This window comes from Pseudomonas sp. RAC1 (genome assembly GCF_030658255.1).
In the GTDB taxonomy this organism is placed as follows: Bacteria; Pseudomonadota; Gammaproteobacteria; order Pseudomonadales; family Pseudomonadaceae; genus Aquipseudomonas; species Aquipseudomonas boreofloridensis.
Genome location: NZ_JAUTXS020000023.1, coordinates 1 through 17,321, shown reverse-complemented (window position 1 = coordinate 17,321; position 17,321 = coordinate 1). Strand labels below are relative to the sequence as shown.

General features: G+C 59.1%; 14 protein-coding genes, 2 tRNA genes and 2 rRNA genes. 9 read left to right on the top strand and 9 right to left on the bottom strand.

What is annotated here, in order from left to right:
* The first annotated feature begins 23 nt into the window (after positions 1-23).
* Positions 24-728: a lipoate--protein ligase family protein gene (locus Q7C30_RS06125; RefSeq protein ID WP_317871000.1), complete on the top strand. Its 705-nt coding sequence runs from the start codon at positions 24-26 to the stop codon at positions 726-728.
* Here Q7C30_RS06125 and crp read toward each other — a convergent pair.
* Positions 725-1,369 (bottom strand): cAMP-activated global transcriptional regulator CRP, encoded by a 645-nt coding sequence (gene crp, locus Q7C30_RS06120; protein WP_039581101.1) that lies wholly within the window; start codon positions 1,367-1,369, stop codon positions 725-727. The two genes, Q7C30_RS06125 and crp, sit on opposite strands and share 4 nt — an antisense overlap.
* Positions 1,370-1,556: 187 nt before the next feature.
* On the opposite strand from crp, the gene Q7C30_RS06115 reads away from it, so the two are divergent.
* Positions 1,557-1,979: an OsmC family protein gene (locus Q7C30_RS06115; protein WP_029615067.1), complete on the top strand. Its 423-nt coding sequence runs from the start codon at positions 1,557-1,559 to the stop codon at positions 1,977-1,979.
* A gap of 17 nt (positions 1,980-1,996) precedes the next feature.
* Here the strand turns inward: Q7C30_RS06115 and Q7C30_RS06110 are convergent, their stop codons facing one another.
* The 6 genes from Q7C30_RS06110 to hemJ all read right to left on the bottom strand — a co-directional run bounded on the left by Q7C30_RS06110 (position 1,997) and on the right by hemJ (position 6,421).
* On the bottom strand, positions 1,997-3,037 hold the full coding sequence (locus Q7C30_RS06110) for a DUF2157 domain-containing protein (RefSeq protein ID WP_317870999.1): 1,041 nt from the start codon (positions 3,035-3,037) through the stop codon (positions 1,997-1,999).
* An 8-nt stretch (positions 3,038-3,045) separates the two neighbouring features.
* A complete protein-coding gene (gene coq7 / locus Q7C30_RS06105; protein ID WP_029615066.1) occupies positions 3,046-3,693 on the bottom strand; it encodes a 2-polyprenyl-3-methyl-6-methoxy-1,4-benzoquinone monooxygenase in 648 nt (215 codons plus the stop codon).
* Between the two features lie 66 nt (positions 3,694-3,759).
* A complete protein-coding gene (locus Q7C30_RS06100; RefSeq protein ID WP_317870998.1) occupies positions 3,760-4,098 on the bottom strand; it encodes a histidine triad nucleotide-binding protein in 339 nt (112 codons plus the stop codon).
* A gap of 64 nt (positions 4,099-4,162) precedes the next feature.
* A complete protein-coding gene (locus Q7C30_RS06095; RefSeq protein ID WP_317870997.1) occupies positions 4,163-4,945 on the bottom strand; it encodes an SDR family oxidoreductase in 783 nt (260 codons plus the stop codon).
* Positions 4,946-5,020: 75 nt separating this feature from the next.
* A complete protein-coding gene (locus Q7C30_RS06090; protein ID WP_317870996.1) occupies positions 5,021-5,968 on the bottom strand; it encodes a nitronate monooxygenase family protein in 948 nt (315 codons plus the stop codon).
* Positions 5,969-5,995: 27 nt separating this feature from the next.
* Positions 5,996-6,421, bottom strand: a complete 426-nt coding sequence (gene hemJ, locus Q7C30_RS06085) for a protoporphyrinogen oxidase HemJ (RefSeq protein WP_029615064.1) — start codon at positions 6,419-6,421, stop codon at positions 5,996-5,998.
* 140 nt (positions 6,422-6,561) lie between these two features.
* On the opposite strand from hemJ, the gene argC reads away from it, so the two are divergent.
* Both argC and erpA read left to right on the top strand, forming a co-directional pair.
* Entirely contained in the window at positions 6,562-7,596 is a 1,035-nt protein-coding gene (argC, locus tag Q7C30_RS06080; RefSeq protein WP_039581090.1) for an N-acetyl-gamma-glutamyl-phosphate reductase, read from the top strand.
* 139 nt (positions 7,597-7,735) lie between these two features.
* The gene (erpA, locus tag Q7C30_RS06075) at positions 7,736-8,086 is read left to right on the top strand and encodes an iron-sulfur cluster insertion protein ErpA (protein ID WP_029615063.1); all 351 of its coding nucleotides are present in this window, start codon (positions 7,736-7,738) and stop codon (positions 8,084-8,086) included.
* Between the two features lie 57 nt (positions 8,087-8,143).
* On the opposite strand, the gene Q7C30_RS06070 is transcribed toward erpA, so the two are convergent.
* Positions 8,144-9,235 (bottom strand): anhydro-N-acetylmuramic acid kinase, encoded by a 1,092-nt coding sequence (locus Q7C30_RS06070; RefSeq protein WP_317870995.1) that lies wholly within the window; start codon positions 9,233-9,235, stop codon positions 8,144-8,146.
* A 1-nt stretch (position 9,236) separates the two neighbouring features.
* Positions 9,237-10,658, bottom strand: a complete 1,422-nt coding sequence (locus Q7C30_RS06065) for a peptidoglycan DD-metalloendopeptidase family protein (protein ID WP_317870994.1) — start codon at positions 10,656-10,658, stop codon at positions 9,237-9,239.
* 245 nt (positions 10,659-10,903) lie between these two features.
* Between Q7C30_RS06065 and tyrS the strand changes: the two genes are divergently transcribed.
* The 5 genes from tyrS to Q7C30_RS06040 form a co-directional block, all read left to right on the top strand.
* Entirely contained in the window at positions 10,904-12,103 is a 1,200-nt protein-coding gene (gene tyrS / locus Q7C30_RS06060) for a tyrosine--tRNA ligase (RefSeq protein WP_317870993.1), read from the top strand.
* A gap of 638 nt (positions 12,104-12,741) precedes the next feature.
* Positions 12,742-14,278: ribosomal RNA gene (locus Q7C30_RS06055) — 16S ribosomal RNA — on the top strand.
* Between the two features lie 86 nt (positions 14,279-14,364).
* Positions 14,365-14,441, top strand: a tRNA-Ile gene (locus tag Q7C30_RS06050).
* A gap of 37 nt (positions 14,442-14,478) precedes the next feature.
* Positions 14,479-14,554: transfer RNA gene (locus tag Q7C30_RS06045), tRNA-Ala, on the top strand.
* A gap of 254 nt (positions 14,555-14,808) precedes the next feature.
* A 23S ribosomal RNA gene (locus tag Q7C30_RS06040) occupies positions 14,809-17,321 on the top strand; the annotation flags it as partial.

Sequence of the window (17,321 nt, the reverse complement as noted above, 5' to 3'; positions counted from 1 at the left end):
CCCCACATTCTCGAAGGTGCACCATGACCGAGCAACCCCTGGCCCTTACTGTCGAACAAGGTCTGCATGCCGAGCAGGATCTGCTTGCTGCCGTCTGCCGTGGCGAACGCGAGTCCGGTGTGCTGTTCTGGCGACCTACCGACCACGCACTGGTCATGCCGCGCCGCATGAGCCGTCTCGAGCACTTCGAAGCGGCATGCGCGGAATTGGCGATCGCCGGCTGGCCGGTGCTGCTGCGCGAAACAGGGGGCGAGCCGGTGCCGCAATCCCACGCCACGGTCAACGTAGCGCTGGTTTACGTGGCGCCGCGAAGCGAGGGCGATCATGGGCGTATCGAGAAGGCCTACGAGCGGCTGTGCCTGCCCCTGTGCGAGGTACTGCGTGAGTGGGGTGGGGTGGCGTCGGTCGGCGAGATCGACGGCGCCTTCTGCGACGGGCGTTACAACGTCAATCTCGAGGGCCGCAAGCTGGTCGGGACCGCTCAACGCTGGCGCCAGGGACTGGGCGGCAAGCGGCCGGTAGTGCTGGTTCACGGTGCACTGCTGTTGGACAACGAGCGCGAATCGATGGTGGCTGCGGTCAATCGCTTCAATGAGTGCTGCGCACTTGAGCAGCGCTGCCGCGCCGACAGCCATATCGCGCTGCACGAAGTGGCGCCGGCGGCGCCTTGGTTCGAGCGCCTGTCCAAGGTATACGCCGAGGTACTCGGCGCACTGCCCAAGGATTAACGGGTGCCGAAGACCACCATGGTCTTGCCTTTGACGTGCACCAGGCTGCGTTCTTCCAGGTCCTTGAGGACGCGGCCGACCATCTCTCGCGAGCAGCCGACGATCCGCCCGATTTCCTGACGGGTGATCTTGATCTGCATGCCATCAGGATGGGTCATGGCGTCCGGCTGCTTGCACAGATCGAGCAGGCAGCGAGCCACCCGGCCGGTAACGTCGAAGAACGCCAGGTCGCCGACTTTACGTGTGGTGTTACGAAGGCGCTGGGCCATCTGGCTGCCAAGGGCGTAGAGGATGTCCGGATCGTGACGGGCCAGTTCGCGGAATTTCTCGTAGCTGATTTCGGCGACCTCGCATTCGGTCTTGGCGCGAACCCAAGCGCTGCGCTGCTGCTGCGGCCCGTCCGGCTCGAACAGCCCCAGTTCGCCGAAAAAGTCGCCACTGTTGAGGTAGGCGATGATCATTTCGTGGCCTTCGTCATCCTCGATCAGGATGGTCACCGAGCCCTTTACGATATACGACAGGGTCTGTGCCCGGTCGCCCGCGCAGATGATGTTGCTCTTGGCGGCATAGCGGCGGCGTTGGCAGTGCACCAGCAGCTTGTCGATATTCTTGATCTTGCCCGGAAGGGTCGAAGCTACCATCACGAAATCCTGTTCAAGGTACGCAGAGGCTCTTGCTAGGAGGGAGCTGGCATGTGCGCCAGTGATTTGGCGCCAGCTTATCAGACGCTTCTGACTTATCGGCATCAACCGCCAACTTCTTGAGCTTTTCCGAATACGTCACAAGGTCTAAGCTGACGGCCTTTTCCACAGTCAGGAGTCCGTATAGATGAAGGCACGCATCCAGTGGGCCGGTGAGGCCATGTTCCTCGGTGAGTCGGGGAGTGGGCATGTCGTGGTCATGGACGGTCCTCCCGAAGCGGGCGGTCGCAACCTGGGCGTTCGGCCGATGGAAATGCTGCTGCTGGGGCTCGGCGGCTGCAGCAGTTTCGATGTGGTCAGCATCCTGAAGAAGTCCCGGCAGGCCGTTGAAAGTTGCGAGGCTTTCCTGGAGGCCGAGCGCGCTGGCGAGGACCCGAAGGTCTTCACCAAGATCCATCTGCAATTCGTGGTCAAAGGTCGAGGCCTGAAGGAAGCACAGGTCAAGCGGGCCGTTGAGTTGTCGGCCGAGAAATACTGCTCGGCCTCGATCATGCTCGACCGCGCTGGCGTTGAAATCACCCACGGTTACGAGATCGTCGAACTGGGTTGAGCCAGGTGGCCCGTTTTTCAGTCGCGCAGCGCAGGCATTGCTTGTAGCAGCCAATGTGGCAAGCGGGCCCGTACTGCTGCGCTCAATTGTTCCTGGCGTTTCTGGTAGGCCAGGCCCAAGCCGATGGCTGCCAGTCCGATCAGCGTCAACACCACTGGGAACAGCAGTGAGTCGGCGAACACTTCGTAAGACAGGTAGCCCAGGTACGCGGCCACACCCAGTGCGCCGAAGACCATGAAGACCGGACGGCGCAGCAGCACCGCGAAGCCCATCAACGCCAGGTTGATCAGGCAATACAAGGCCTTGTTCACCTCGCTGTCGCTGTTCATCGACGTCAGGCCACACCAGAAGGCCAGAAGTCCTGCCAGGTAACCCCACTCGGCGTAATCGCGTCGAGTTCGCCCGTCGATCACCACGAACGCCACCAGCACAGCGAGCCCGAACCACACCGATACCTGTTCTCGTTGCGCCCAGGTCAAAGCATCGCCGTAGAGCCATTCGCTCAGATCCATCGACATGAACCACAGCGCCAAGGCGATCGGCATGACGATGAACGGGAAGGGCACCAAACGCAACATCAGGAGCCCGGCCAGCACCGTGGCCGCTTCCATCCACAGCCAACTGGCCTGCACATAGGTGTAGTAGGTGTGGTACTCGCCCTGCGCCTCACCCATGGGCCACCAGCCGATCAGCAATTCCACCGCGAAGACGGCCAGGGGCACGATGCTCACGGCGACCGCTGCCAGCACCCCAGCGGGGACGATCTGCTCGCGACGTTGCAAGGCGAGCGCCAATCCAGTGAGGACGGCAATGTAGAGTCCGGCCACTGCCAGCAACGCCCAGTCGCCAATTCGCATCCAGGCTTCGGTCAGCAGCCAGCCCATGGCGCCCATGATCAGCAGGCCACCGAAGTAGAAAGCGACATTGGCCAACTGGAACTGGCCCTGCTGCTGCGGTCGACGGCGCAGGAACTCGAGCAGGGCTCGATCCTGGCCAGGTTGCAGGATGCCAGCGCTTACGGCATTGGCCAGGTCCTTGGCATCGAAGCGCTCGGTCATCGTGTTTCCTAGATTCGGTAAGTGCTCTTGGTCATCACCTTGGCCAGCACGCTCATGCCGAACCTCACTGGAGCAGGGAAGCGATAGCCGCCGGCCTGCAGAGCCGATTCGGCGTGGTGTTCTTCATCGACGCGCATCTGTTCGAGAATGGCGCGCGACTTTTCGTCCTGCTCCGGAAGCTGCTCCAGGTGCTCGTCCAGGTGCTTGCATACCTGCTGCTCGGTGGCCGCGACGAAACCCAGGCTGACTTTGTCGCTCACCAGCCCGGCCAGCGCGCCGATGCCGAACGACATGCCGTAGAACAGTGGGTTGAGGACGCTGGGATGACTGCCCAGTTGGCGAATACGCTGCTCGCACCAGGCCAGGTGGTCGATTTCTTCCTCGGCTGCATGCTCCATGGCCTTGCGAACCTGTGGCAGTTTGGCGGTCAGGGCCTGACCCTGGTACAGCGCCTGGGCGCATACCTCACCGGTATGGTTGATGCGCATGAGGCCGGCGATGTGACGCGTTTGCGAGTCGTCCAGCTCGGCATCCGGCTGGATGATGGCAGGCGAGGGGCGGGAAGGTTGGCCGCTGAAGGGCAGCAAGGTGCGCATGGCGGTATCGGCCTGCAGCAACAAGCGGTCGAGCGGCGAATAGTGACGTTCGGTAGCCATCGGGCACCTCCGCTGAAGTGGTGCCCGACAGTCTACCGCAATCCCCAGGGCGGGGCTTGCCTTGAGTCAGCCCGGCGGCCAATTCATCTGGCGCTGCCCGAGCACATGCATATGGATGTGATAGACCGTCTGCCCGCCTTGCGGGTTGCAGTTCATCACCAGCCGAAAACCCTCTTCGCAACCTTGCTCGACCGCCAGACGCTGTGCGGTGAACAGGATGTGCCCGGCCAGGGCCTTGTCCTCTTCGGTGAGGTGATTCAGCGTGGGGATGTGTTTTTTCGGAATGACCAGAAAGTGCACCGGGGCCGCAGGTGCGATGTCCTTGAACGCCAGGATCTGGTCGTCTTCATAAATGATATCCGCCGGGATTTCCCGGTTGATGATCTTGAGGAATAGATCGTCCACTTCACTTGCTCCTTGGTGAGGGTCGAAGCGCAGTGTACTGAGCGCGGCGTCGCTCGGACAGGGCCTACTCGGCTTCGATCGGGCAGTAGCGACGATGGATCATTCCCGCCAGCTTGCGGCTGAGCCAGCGTGGCAGCAGCCGAGGGGCGAAGGCGAGCCAGCGATTGCGCCGGCCCGGCATGATCAGCGCGCGATTGCGGTCCAGCGCGCGCACGGTGTGCAGCGCCACTTCCTCTGGGCTCAGGCAGCGGGTGCTGCCCTCGAGCCGTGGGATGCGTCGGCGCGCCGAGCGGATCGGTCCGGGACACAGGACCGAGACTTTTATTCCGGTGCGCCGCAGTTCTTCGCGCAGGGCCTGCGAAAAGCTCAGCACGTAGGCCTTGCTGGCGCTGTAGCACGCCATCCAGGGCCCAGGCGCGACACCGGCCAGCGAGGCGACATTGAGGATCTGGCCGCCGCCCTGAACCGCCATCAGGTTGCCGATCGCATGACACAGGCGGGTGAGGGCCAGGACGTTGACTTCCAGTAGATCCTGCTCGTCGGCCCATTCATGAGCCAGGAAGGGGCCGTAGGTGCGCTGTCCGGCGCAATTGACCAGCAGGTCGATGCGCCGCTCGCCCTCCTCGAGTTCCAGTACGAAGCCCGACAGGCGCAATGGCTGGCTGAGATCGCACGCACGCAGCAACACCTCGACGCCGAAGCGCTGGTTCAACTCCATGGCGATGGGCTCCAGCGTCTCGCGATGCCGTGCCACCAGGATCAGATTGCGCCCGCGGCGCGCCAGGGCCTCCGCCAGGGCCAGTCCCAGGCCGCTGGAAGCTCCGGTGATCATGGCGTAACGGGTCATGCAAGGCTCCTGGCGGCTGAAGAGGGGCGCTAGTGTACAGCGTGGTTGGCCGACTTGTTGGCTTTTGCGCAGGTCTCAGAGCGCCAGGTCGGGGCCTTTGGAAAGAGCGCTCACGTACTCTTGGCGCAGGCGTTCGATCAGCGTCGCAGCGGATGGCAGGTCGTCGATTGCGCCGACGCCTTGTCCCGCGGACCACACGGTTTTCCAAGCCTTGGCTTCTTCATCCATCGGTTTGAGCCGGGTCGCCTCGGCTGTGGACTTGAGCGCGGTCATGTCGTAGCCGGCCTGCTCCAGGCTTTGGCGCAGAAAGCTGGCGGGTACGCCCGAAACGGCAGGGGTGTGCACGATGTCTGCTGCGTGGGCATCCAGCAGCATCTGTTTGTATGCCGCTTGGGCATGGCTTTCAGCGGTGGCGATGAAGCGAGTGCCGATGTACGCGAGGTCGGCGCCCAGCAGGCGCGCGGCGAGGATCTCGTGGCCATGATTGATACAACCCGCCAGCAGCAGGGTCTTGTCGAAGAACTGGCGAATCTCGGCGACCAGGGCGAAGGGACTCCAGGTTCCCGCATGCCCTCCAGCGCCGGCTGCCACAGCGATCAAACCATCTACACCGGCCTCGGCGGCCTTTTCCGCATGCCGGCGGGTGGTGACATCGTGGAAGACCACCCCGCCATAGCTGTGCACGGCATCCACCACCTCCTTGGCTGCGCCGAGACTGGTGATCACAATCGGCACCCGGTGCTCCACGCAGAGCGCCAGATCTGCCTGCAGGCGAGGATTGCTCGGGTGCACGATCAGGTTGACCGCGTAGGGTGCAGGGGCGTGCAGTTGCGCCAGCCCCGTCTCGATCTCTTCCAGCCATGCCTTGAACCCGGCACTGTCGCGCTGATTCAGCGCCGGAAAGCTGCCCACCACGCCCTCGGCACAACATGCCAGCACCAACTGTGGATTGGAGATGAGAAACATTGGCGCTGCGACCGCTGGCAAACGCAGGCGCTGCTGGAGAACCGTGGGCAGGGACATGGCGAGACTCCTTCGCTCAGGTGAGGCTTAGAACGGTTTCACGACCACCAGGATGACGATGGCCAGCAGGAAAAGCACAGGCACTTCGTTGAACCAGCGGTAGTACACATGGCTACGGGTGTTCTGCCCGGCAGCGAAGCGTTTGCGCTGCGCGCCGCAGATGTGATGGTAGCCGGTGAGCAGCAGCACCAGTGTCAGCTTGGCATGCAGCCAGCCCTGGCTCAGCCACCCCGGCGTCAGATAGAGCATCCACAGGCCAAACACGTAGGTGGCGATCATGGCCGGGTTCATGATGCCGCGGTACAGCTTGCGCTCCATGGTGACGAAGCGTTCCTGGCTGATGCTGTCCTGGCTTTGTGCGTGGTAGACGAACAGGCGCGGCAGGTAGAAAAGGCCAGCGAACCAGCAGACCACGCTGACGATGTGCAGGGCCTTGATCCAGAGATAGAGCATGGGGTGTTCCTTCAGGTTTTCACGGTGGTCAGAGAGTAGTGGTCCGGTACTGCCATGGGCTAGCCAAGAGTTGTTACAGGCGCCACGTCACCCTATCATCGTGCGCTTTCCAGTGGTCTCGTTGATGAGGGGCAAGCATTATGATCAAGGTCGGTATCGTCGGCGGCACGGGCTACACCGGTGTCGAACTGTTGCGCCTGCTGGCACAGCACCCCCAGGCCGAGGTGGCGGTCATCACCTCGCGTTCCGAGGCCGGTGTGGCGGTGGCCGACATGTACCCGAACCTGCGCGGCCACTATGACGGCCTGCAGTTCAGCGTGCCGGACAGCAAGACCTTGGGCGCCTGCGATGTGGTGTTCTTCGCTACCCCTCACGGTGTTGCCCACGCGCTGGCCGGTGAGTTGCTGGCGGCCGGCACTCGGGTCATCGACCTGTCTGCGGACTTCCGTCTGCAGGATGCCGAGCAATGGGGCAAGTGGTATGGCCAGCCCCATGGCGCGCCGCAGTTGTTGGGGGAAGCGGTCTACGGGCTGCCCGAAGTCAACCGCGACAAGATCCGCCAGGCGCGCCTGATCGCCGTTCCGGGCTGCTACCCGACCGCGACCCAGCTCGGTTTCCTGCCGCTGCTCGAAGCCGGACTGGCAGACCCGTCGCGCCTGATCGCCGACTGCAAGTCGGGCGTCAGTGGCGCCGGTCGCGGTGCTGCGGTGGGTTCGCTGTTCTGCGAAGCGGGTGAAAGCATGAAAGCCTATGCGGTCAAGGGGCATCGCCACCTGCCGGAAATCAGTCAGGGGCTGCGTCTGGCGGCGGGCAAGGACATCGGGCTGACCTTCGTGCCTCATCTCACGCCCATGATTCGCGGCATTCACGCGACGCTCTATGCCAACGTGGTCGACACTTCGGTCGATCTGCAAGCGCTGTTCGAGAAGCGTTATGCCGATGAACCGTTCGTCGATGTCATGCCAGCGGGCAGCCACCCGGAAACCCGCAGCGTGCGCGGCGCCAACGTGTGCCGAATCGCCGTGCATCGTCCGCAGGGCGGTGATCTGGTGGTGGTCCTGTCGGTCATCGACAACCTGGTCAAAGGCGCCTCCGGCCAGGCCGTGCAAAACCTGAACATCCTGTTCGGCCTGGATGAACGCATGGGCTTGAGCCACGCCGGCTTGCTGCCATAAGTGGCACAGGCAAGCGTGCTGCTGCCCTTGAGCTAGCCGCTTGCCGTTCGCCTCATGCCTAATTGTTGACCAATTTTCTCGGAGAAGCGGATAATGCGCGTCATCGAGTGTTATGGCGGCTTACGCCGGGAGAACCAACATGAGCGTCGAAACCTTCACCCCCACCGCCCTGGAATTTACCCAGGGTGCTGCGCACAAGGTGAAGACCCTGGTGTCCGAAGAGGGCAATGACCGCCTCAAGCTGCGTGTGTTCGTGACCGGCGGTGGCTGCTCGGGATTCCAGTACGGCTTCACTTTCGATGAAGACGTGGCCGAGGACGACACCATCGTCGAGCGCGAAGGCGTGTCGCTGGTGGTCGATCCGATGAGCTTCCAGTACCTGGCAGGTGCCGAAGTCGATTACCAGGAAGGTCTGGAGGGCTCGCGCTTCGTGATCAAGAATCCGAATGCCGCCACCACGTGCGGCTGCGGATCGTCGTTCTCGATCTGAGTCCGCTGCCACTCACGAAAACGCCGCGCTTGTGCGCGGCGTTTTCGTTTCTTTCGATCAGGCGGGGTAGATCGCGCCGAGCACACGCGAGCCTCTGGCTGCCGTGACACTTGGGCGATTGGCCGGAATTCCTTCGAGGCAGCAATGGGCCAGCCATGCAAACGCCATGGCCTCGACCCAATCCGGATCGATTCCTTGTGCCTGCGTGCTGGTCACCGTGGTGCCGTTCAGCAATGCGGTCAGGCGTTGCATCAGCGCACCATTGCGCGCACCGCCTCCGCAGACCATCAGGGCATCGGTGCGCGGCTGGGCTTCAACCAGCGCATCTACGATGCTGCGTGCGGTCAGTTCCAGAAGGGTGGCTTGCACGTCTTCGTCGCGGTAGTGCGGCAATCGCGCCAGGTGGCCGTCCAACCAAGGCAGGTTGAAGACTTCCCGTCCTGTGCTTTTCGGGCCACTGCCGGCGAAGAAGGTATCGCCCAGCAGCGCGGTAAGCAGGTCGCTCTGTACCTTGCCACTGGCTGCCCAAGCGCCATCAGCGTCGAAGACTTCACCGCGTTTGCGCTCGATCCACGCATCGAGCAGGACATTGCCTGGCCCGCAATCGAAACCGCGAACTGGCGTGTTCTGCGCAATCAGGCTGAGGTTGCTGAAGCCACCCACGTTGAGCACGGCCAGGCGCTGGCCCAGATGGCCGAACAAGGCTTCATGGAAGGCCGGTACCAAGGGAGCGCCCTGGCCCCCAGCGGCGACATCGCGACGGCGGAAGTCGCCGACCACGCAAATGTTCGTCAGCTCGGCGAGCAGGGCCGGGTTGCCGATTTGCACGGTGAAGCCTTGGGTCGGCTCATGGCGAATGGTCTGGCCATGGCTGCCGATGGCGCGGATCGCCTCGGGGGCGAGATCTTGCTCTTTCAGTAACTGCTGTATGCCTTGTGCAGCCAGCTTGGCCCAGCGATTCTCTGCCAGTGCAGCACGGGCGATCTCGTCAGGGCCCCTGGCGCACAGGCTCAGCAAGTCCTGGCGAAGATCGGCAGGCATGGGCAGATAGCAGGTGGCGAGCAGCCGTGGCTGATCCGACTGTTCGATCAAGGCAATGTCCAGTCCGTCGAGACTGGTGCCGGACATCACCCCCAGGTAAAGCGTCATCTCAGCGCTTGTTCGCGGCGAGCAAGGTGGCTTTTTCCTGATCCATGCGGGCCATCAACGGCTGGCTCTGCTGCAGGAATCGCTGACGCTCGGCCTTGGCGATCGGATCGGCCATCGGCACTTTCTGGCTCAGCGGATCGACGTGTACACCGTTGACCTGGAACTCATAGTGCAGGTGCGGCCCAGTGGACAGACCGGTGGTGCCGATGTAGCCGATGATCTGACCCTGCTTGACGCTGCTGCCGGTCTTGATGCCTTTGGCGAAGCCCTGCATGTGACCGTACAAGGTCTTGTAGCTGTTGCCGTGGGCAATGATCACGGTGTTGCCGTAACCACCACGCCGGCCCGCCAGTTCGATGCGTCCGTCACCTGCAGCCTTGATGGGCGTACCGCGTGGCGCCGCATAGTCCACGCCTTTGTGCGCGCGGATCTTGTTCAGGATTGGATGCTTGCGTCCGGCAGAAAAGCGCGAGCTGATGCGGGCGAAGTCGACTGGTGTGCGAATGAATGCCTTGCGCAGGCTATTGCCGTCGGCGGTGTAGTAACTGGTATTGCCCTGCTTGTTGGTATAGCGCACGGCGGTGTAGGTCTTGCCGCGGTTGGTGAAGCGTGCAGAGAGAATATTGCCGGTGCCGACCACCTTGCCGTCCATCACCTTCTGTTCGTAGACCACATCGAATTCGTCACCTGGGCGGATGTCCTGGGCGAAGTCGATGTCGTAGCCGAGCACGCGCGCCATATCCATGGTCATGCTGTGGGACAGCCCGGCGCGTTGGGCCGAAGCGGACAGCGAGCTCTTGATCACGCCATGGGCGTAGGCGGTACGCACCACCGGTTTGCTGATCTCGCGGGCGAAGGCGTAACCCTTGTCGGTCTTGCTCAGACGGATGCTCTCGAGCTTGCTGACCTGGCTGTGCAGGCTGGTCAGTTGGCCCTCTTTGTCCAGTTCAAACTGCAGCACCTGGCCGTGTTTGAGCTGACTGAACTGTTTGGCCTGCTTGTCGCTGGCCAGAACGTCGTGGACCGCGTTGGCGGGCAGGCCCACCTTGGCGAAGAGTGTGGAGAGGGTGTCGCCACGGGCTACGGTCACTTCCCGATGGCCTGGGGCTTTGTCTTCAGGTTTTTCTTGTGCGACCGGCTGAGCGTGCTCGGCGGCCTGTCCGGTGTTGCTGTCGTCACCTTCGATTTGCGCGAAGGGCGATCCGCTGTTTTCGGTGGATTGCACCAGGGGGGCAGCCCGGGATTCGTCGTTGAGTTGCTCGGCCGGGGTATCGAGCTCGAGGCTGAGGGTGGTTTTCTTCGCTTCTACGTCGCTGGAGGGAAATACCAGCAAGGCCAGGCTGAGCAGGGCGGCGATGCCGCTGGCGGCCAACAGATGGCTCTTCGGATAAAGCGGCGGCGCTTTAGGCGTGTCGTTGGTCATAGGTGAGGTGACTTTGAAAAAGTGAATGAAAAAGGTGACTGAAATCGCTGCAACACACGGTGGAAAAGATGAATGACATGATGAAGATGAAATAACTGTATAAAATATAACCAAAACCGTTTTCGCGCAAGGGCGCGTAGACGCCTCAATCCTTGCTTCAGGTCACATCCGGCCGTCAAACTTGTATTTGATGGGCGATCTTGTATCGTTGTTCCCCTTTGAATCTGAGCCTTGCGGGTCTGTCTATGAAGTCGGTTGAAGAGCAGCTGGCGCTAATCAAGCGCGGTGCGGAAGAGGTGTTGGTCGAGTCGGAGCTGGTCGAGAAACTCAAGCGCGGCCAGCCATTGCGCATCAAGGCGGGTTTCGATCCGACTGCGCCCGACCTGCACCTGGGGCATACCGTGCTGATCAACAAGCTGCGCCAGTTCCAAGAGCTGGGGCATCAGGTGATCTTCCTGATCGGCGACTTCACCGGCATGATCGGCGATCCGAGCGGCAAGAGCGCCACCCGCCCGCCGCTCACCCGCGAGCAGGTATTGGATAACGCCGAGACCTATAAGCAGCAGGTGTTCAAGATCCTCGACCCGGCCAAGACCGAGGTTGCTTTCAACTCCACCTGGATGGACTCCCTGACCCCGGCTGATTTCATTCGCCTTGCCTCGCAGTACACGGTGGCGCGCATGCTCGAGCGTGACGACTTCGACAAGCGTTACAGCAGCCAGCAGCCGATCGCGATTCATGAGTTCCTCTACCCTCTGGTGCAGGGTTATGACTCCGTGGCGCTCAAGGCCGATGTGGAACTGGGCGGCACCGATCAGCGCTTCAACCTGCTGATGGGGCGCGAGTTGCAGCGCGCGTACGGGCAGGAGGCTCAGAACATCGTCACCATGCCGCTGCTCGAAGGCTTGGATGGCGTCAAGAAGATGTCCAAGTCGCTGGGCAATTATGTGGGCATCCAGGAAGCGCCGGGCGTGATGTACAGCAAGCTTGTGTCGATTCCTGACACCCTGATGTGGCGCTACTTCGAGCTGCTGAGCTTCCGTTCGATGGCGGAAATCGACGCGTTCCGTGCTGATGTGGAGAAGGGGGCGAATCCGCGCGACATCAAGATCAAGCTCGCCGAAGAAATTGTGGCGCGTTTCCATGGTGAGGAGGCTGCAGCCAATGCTCACCGTGCTGCCGGTAATCGAATGAAGGAGGGTGAGCTGCCTGAGGATCTGCCGGAGATCGAGGTGGTTGCAGATGCCGACTTGCCGATTGCCGCCGTGCTCAACCGGGCGGGTCTTGTTAAGAATTCGGCGCAGGCGCGCGACTTGCTTAGTGGTGGCGCGGTGAAAGTAGATGGCGCGGTGGTTGAGAAGGGCTTCATGTTTGCCCTGGGATCCACGCATGTTTGCCAGGCTGGCAAGAAGGCCTTTGCTCGGGTGACACTGAAGGCTGAGTGATAGCACGTCGTTGTGTAGCTATATAGAAGCGGGGGGGGCCGCAGGCCCCCCCCCGCGTGTTTAAAAAAATTTTTTTTTTTGTTCCTTCGCCGGGGGGGCCCCCCCCCCCCCCCCCCCCGCTTTGTTTCAACTATTTGAAGTTATTTGAAATTAAGCCTTGACCGCTGTTCAGATCCCCTTATAATGCGCCCCACTTCCGCAGCAAACGGAACGCAAAACTTCTTGTTAATCAACGGGTTGCGCGAGTTCGGTGCGGTGCGAAGGGCTTCGATCCTCGGGTTGAAAGCGGTGAAAAAGGCAGTTGACAGCATCGGTTGGTGCTGTATGATTCGCCTCCCGCTACGAGAGATCGCAGCGAGTCAAGTGTTTGAAGCTAAACGAGTTTCTCGGTAAAAACTTCAAAATAAACGCTTGACACGAAGTAAGGCTGCTGTAGAATGCGCGGCCTCGGTTGAGGCGAAACGCTCTTAGCCAAACGCTCTTTAACAAATCGAATCAAGCAATTCGTGTGGGTGCTTGTGAGTACGGACTGATCGTCGCCTAGATTATCAGCATCACAAGTGGCCATGCGAGAAATCACATAGTCATTTGAGATTGCTGAGCCAAGTTTAGGGTTTCTTAAAAACCCAAGCAGTATTGAACTGAAGAGTTTGATCATGGCTCAGATTGAACGCTGGCGGCAGGCCTAACACATGCAAGTCGAGCGGATGAGAGGAGCTTGCTTCTCGATTCAGCGGCGGACGGGTGAGTAATGCCTAGGAATCTGCCTGGTAGTGGGGGACAACGTTTCGAAAGGAACGCTAATACCGCATACGTCCTACGGGAGAAAGCAGGGGACCTTCGGGCCTTGCGCTATCAGATGAGCCTAGGTCGGATTAGCTAGTTGGTGAGGTAATGGCTCACCAAGGCGACGATCCGTAACTGGTCTGAGAGGATGATCAGTCACACTGGAACTGAGACACGGTCCAGACTCCTACGGGAGGCAGCAGTGGGGAATATTGGACAATGGGCGAAAGCCTGATCCAGCCATGCCGCGTGTGTGAAGAAGGTCTTCGGATTGTAAAGCACTTTAAGTTGGGAGGAAGGGTTGTAGATTAATACTCTGCAATTTTGACGTTACCGACAGAATAAGCACCGGCTAACTCTGTGCCAGCAGCCGCGGTAATACAGAGGGTGCAAGCGTTAATCGGAATTACTGGGCGTAAAGCGCGCGTAGGTGGTTTGTTAAGTTGAATGTGAAAGCCCCGGGCTCAACCTGGGAACTGCATCCAAAACTGGCAAGCTAGAGTACGGTAGAGGGTGGTGGAATTTCCTGTGTAGCGGTGAAATGCGTAGATATAGGAAGGAACACCAGTGGCGAAGGCGACCACCTGGACTGATACTGACACTGAGGTGCGAAAGCGTGGGGAGCAAACAGGATTAGATACCCTGGTAGTCCACGCCGTAAACGATGTCAACTAGCCGTTGGAATCCTTGAGATTTTAGTGGCGCAGCTAACGCATTAAGTTGACCGCCTGGGGAGTACGGCCGCAAGGTTAAAACTCAAATGAATTGACGGGGGCCCGCACAAGCGGTGGAGCATGTGGTTTAATTCGAAGCAACGCGAAGAACCTTACCAGGCCTTGACATGCAGAGAACTTTCCAGAGATGGATTGGTGCCTTCGGGAACTCTGACACAGGTGCTGCATGGCTGTCGTCAGCTCGTGTCGTGAGATGTTGGGTTAAGTCCCGTAACGAGCGCAACCCTTGTCCTTAGTTACCAGCACGTCATGGTGGGCACTCTAAGGAGACTGCCGGTGACAAACCGGAGGAAGGTGGGGATGACGTCAAGTCATCATGGCCCTTACGGCCTGGGCTACACACGTGCTACAATGGTCGGTACAGAGGGTTGCCAAGCCGCGAGGTGGAGCTAATCTCACAAAACCGATCGTAGTCCGGATCGCAGTCTGCAACTCGACTGCGTGAAGTCGGAATCGCTAGTAATCGCGAATCAGAATGTCGCGGTGAATACGTTCCCGGGCCTTGTACACACCGCCCGTCACACCATGGGAGTGGGTTGCACCAGAAGTAGCTAGTCTAACCTTCGGGGGGACGGTTACCACGGTGTGATTCATGACTGGGGTGAAGTCGTAACAAGGTAGCCGTAGGGGAACCTGCGGCTGGATCACCTCCTTAATCGAAGACATCAGCCTGCTGATGAGCTCCCACACGAATTGCTTGATTCATTGTGAAAAGACGATGCTGTAACGCGACCCTGTTATAGGTCTGTAGCTCAGTTGGTTAGAGCGCACCCCTGATAAGGGTGAGGTCGGCAGTTCAAATCTGCCCAGACCTACCAATTACTTGGTGCGGCCTACGAGATGTAGCAGATACACGGGGCCATAGCTCAGCTGGGAGAGCGCCTGCCTTGCACGCAGGAGGTCAGCGGTTCGATCCCGCTTGGCTCCACCACCTTTGTACAGCACTGTTAGAACTCAGAAATGAGCATTCGCGCGTCGCGTTGACGTCGCGTTGGAATGTTGATTTCTGGCTTTTGTCAGATCGTTCTTTAAAAATTCGGATATGTGATAGATACAGACTGATGACCAGTTTCACTGCTGGACATCAGGCTGAGGTAAAATTTGTGAGTTCTGCTCGAAAGAGCGACGTGCGAATTTTCGGCGAATGTCGTCTTCACAGTATAACCAGATTGCTTGGGGTTATATGGTCAAGTGAAGAAGCGCATACGGTGGATGCCTTGGCAGTCAGAGGCGATGAAAGACGTGGTAGCCTGCGATAAGCTTTGGGGAGTCGGCAAACAGACTGTGATCCAGAGATCTCTGAATGGGGGAACCCACCTAGGATAACCTAGGTATCTTGTACTGAATCCATAGGTGCAAGAGGCGAACCAGGGGAACTGAAACATCTAAGTACCCTGAGGAATAGAAATCAACCGAGATTCCCTTAGTAGTGGCGAGCGAACGGGGACCAGCCCTTAAGTTGATTTGAGATTAGTGGAACGCTCTGGAAAGTGCGGCCATAGTGGGTGATAGCCCCGTACACGAAAGTCTCTTTTCAATGAAATCGAGTAGGACGGAGCACGAGAAACTTTGTCTGAACATGGGGGGACCATCCTCCAAGGCTAAATACTACTGACTGACCGATAGTGAACCAGTACCGTGAGGGAAAGGCGAAAAGAACCCCGGAGAGGGGAGTGAAATAGAACCTGAAACCGTATGCGTACAAGCAGTGGGAGCCTACTTTGTTAGGTGACTGCGTACCTTTTGTATAATGGGTCAGCGACTTATATTCAGTGGCGAGCTTAACCGAATAGGGGAGGCGTAGCGAAAGCGAGTCTTAATAGGGCGCTTAGTCGCTGGGTATAGACCCGAAACCGGGCGATCTATCCATGGGCAGGTTGAAGGTTAGGTAACACTGACTGGAGGACCGAACCGACTACCGTTGAAAAGTTAGCGGATGACCTGTGGATCGGAGTGAAAGGCTAATCAAGCTCGGAGATAGCTGGTTCTCCTCGAAAGCTATTTAGGTAGCGCCTCATGTATCACTGCTGGGGGTAGAGCACTGTTTCGGCTAGGGGGTCATCCCGACTTACCAAACCGATGCAAACTCCGAATACCAGCAAGTGCCGAGCATGGGAGACACACGGCGGGTGCTAACGTCCGTCGTGAAAAGGGAAACAACCCAGACCGTCAGCTAAGGTCCCAAAGTCATGGTTAAGTGGGAAACGATGTGGGAAGGCTTAGACAGCTAGGAGGTTGGCTTAGAAGCAGCCATCCTTTAAAGAAAGCGTAATAGCTCACTAGTCGAGTCGGCCTGCGCGGAAGATGTAACGGGGCTCAAACCATGCACCGAAGCTACGGGTATCACCTTTGGTGATGCGGTAGAGGAGCGTTCTGTAAGCCTGTGAAGGTGAGTTGAGAAGCTTGCTGGAGGTATCAGAAGTGCGAATGCTGACATGAGTAACGACAATGCGAGTGAAAAACTCGCACGCCGAAAGACCAAGGTTTCCTGCGCAACGTTAATCGACGCAGGGTTAGTCGGTCCCTAAGGCGAGGCTGAAAAGCGTAGTCGATGGAAAACAGGTTAATATTCCTGTACTTGCAGTTATTGCGATGGAGGGACGGAGAAGGCTAGGCCAGCCTGGCGTTGGTTGTCCAGGTTTAAGGTGGTAGGCTGAAATCTTAGGCAAATCCGGGATTTCAAGGCCGAGAGCTGATGACGAGTTGCCTTTAGGCGACGAAGTGGTTGATGCCATGCTTCCAAGAAAAGCTCCTAAGCTTCAGATAACTGGGAACCGTACCCCAAACCGACACAGGTGGTTAGGTAGAGAATACCAAGGCGCTTGAGAGAACTCGGGTGAAGGAACTAGGCAAAATGGCACCGTAACTTCGGGAGAAGGTGCGCCGGCGAGGGTGAAGGACTTGCTCCGTAAGCCCATGCCGGTCGAAGATACCAGGCCGCTGCGACTGTTTATTAAAAACACAGCACTCTGCAAACACGAAAGTGGACGTATAGGGTGTGACGCCTGCCCGGTGCCGGAAGGTTAATTGATGGGGTTAGCGCAAGCGAAGCTCTTGATCGAAGCCCCGGTAAACGGCGGCCGTAACTATAACGGTCCTAAGGTAGCGAAATTCCTTGTCGGGTAAGTTCCGACCTGCACGAATGGCGTAACGATGGCGGCGCTGTCTCCACCCGAGACTCAGTGAAATTGAAATCGCTGTGAAGATGCAGTGTATCCGCGGCTAGACGGAAAGACCCCGTGAACCTTTACTATAGCTTTGCACTGGACTTTGAGCTTGCTTGTGTAGGATAGGTGGGAGGCTTTGAAGTGGGGACGCCAGTTCTCATGGAGCCATCCTTGAAATACCACCCTGGCAACCTTGAGGTTCTAACTCAGGTCCGTGATCCGGATCGAGGACAGTGTATGGTGGGTAGTTTGACTGGGGCGGTCTCCTCCCAAAGAGTAACGGAGGAGTACGAAGGTGCGCTCAGACCGGTCGGAAATCGGTCGTAGAGTATAAAGGCAAAAGCGCGCTTGACTGCGAGACAGACACGTCGAGCAGGTACGAAAGTAGGTCTTAGTGATCCGGTGGTTCTGTATGGAAGGGCCATCGCTCAACGGATAAAAGGTACTCCGGGGATAACAGGCTGATACCGCCCAAGAGTTCATATCGACGGCGGTGTTTGGCACCTCGATGTCGGCTCATCACATCCTGGG

Bases quoted from the DNA above. Each gene is read 5' to 3' on its own strand.
- Q7C30_RS06115 (WP_029615067.1), top strand. From the start codon at position 1,557: ATGAAGGCACGCATCCAGTGGGCCGGTGAGGCCATGTTCCTCGGTGAG.
- Q7C30_RS06090 (WP_317870996.1), bottom strand. From the start codon at position 5,968: ATGTCCCTGCCCACGGTTCTCCAGCAGCGCCTGCGTTTGCCAGCGGTC.
- erpA (WP_029615063.1), top strand. From the start codon at position 7,736: ATGAGCGTCGAAACCTTCACCCCCACCGCCCTGGAATTTACCCAGGGT.
- Q7C30_RS06065 (WP_317870994.1), bottom strand. From the start codon at position 10,658: ATGACCAACGACACGCCTAAAGCGCCGCCGCTTTATCCGAAGAGCCAT.
- Q7C30_RS06070 (WP_317870995.1), bottom strand. From the start codon at position 9,235: ATGACGCTTTACCTGGGGGTGATGTCCGGCACCAGTCTCGACGGACTG.
- crp (WP_039581101.1), bottom strand. From the start codon at position 1,369: ATGGTAGCTTCGACCCTTCCGGGCAAGATCAAGAATATCGACAAGCTG.
- coq7 (WP_029615066.1), bottom strand. From the start codon at position 3,693: ATGGCTACCGAACGTCACTATTCGCCGCTCGACCGCTTGTTGCTGCAG.
- tyrS (WP_317870993.1), top strand. From the start codon at position 10,904: ATGAAGTCGGTTGAAGAGCAGCTGGCGCTAATCAAGCGCGGTGCGGAA.
- Q7C30_RS06125 (WP_317871000.1), top strand. From the start codon at position 24: ATGACCGAGCAACCCCTGGCCCTTACTGTCGAACAAGGTCTGCATGCC.
- Q7C30_RS06095 (WP_317870997.1), bottom strand. From the start codon at position 4,945: ATGACCCGTTACGCCATGATCACCGGAGCTTCCAGCGGCCTGGGACTG.
- hemJ (WP_029615064.1), bottom strand. From the start codon at position 6,421: ATGCTCTATCTCTGGATCAAGGCCCTGCACATCGTCAGCGTGGTCTGC.
- Q7C30_RS06110 (WP_317870999.1), bottom strand. From the start codon at position 3,037: ATGACCGAGCGCTTCGATGCCAAGGACCTGGCCAATGCCGTAAGCGCT.
- argC (WP_039581090.1), top strand. From the start codon at position 6,562: ATGATCAAGGTCGGTATCGTCGGCGGCACGGGCTACACCGGTGTCGAA.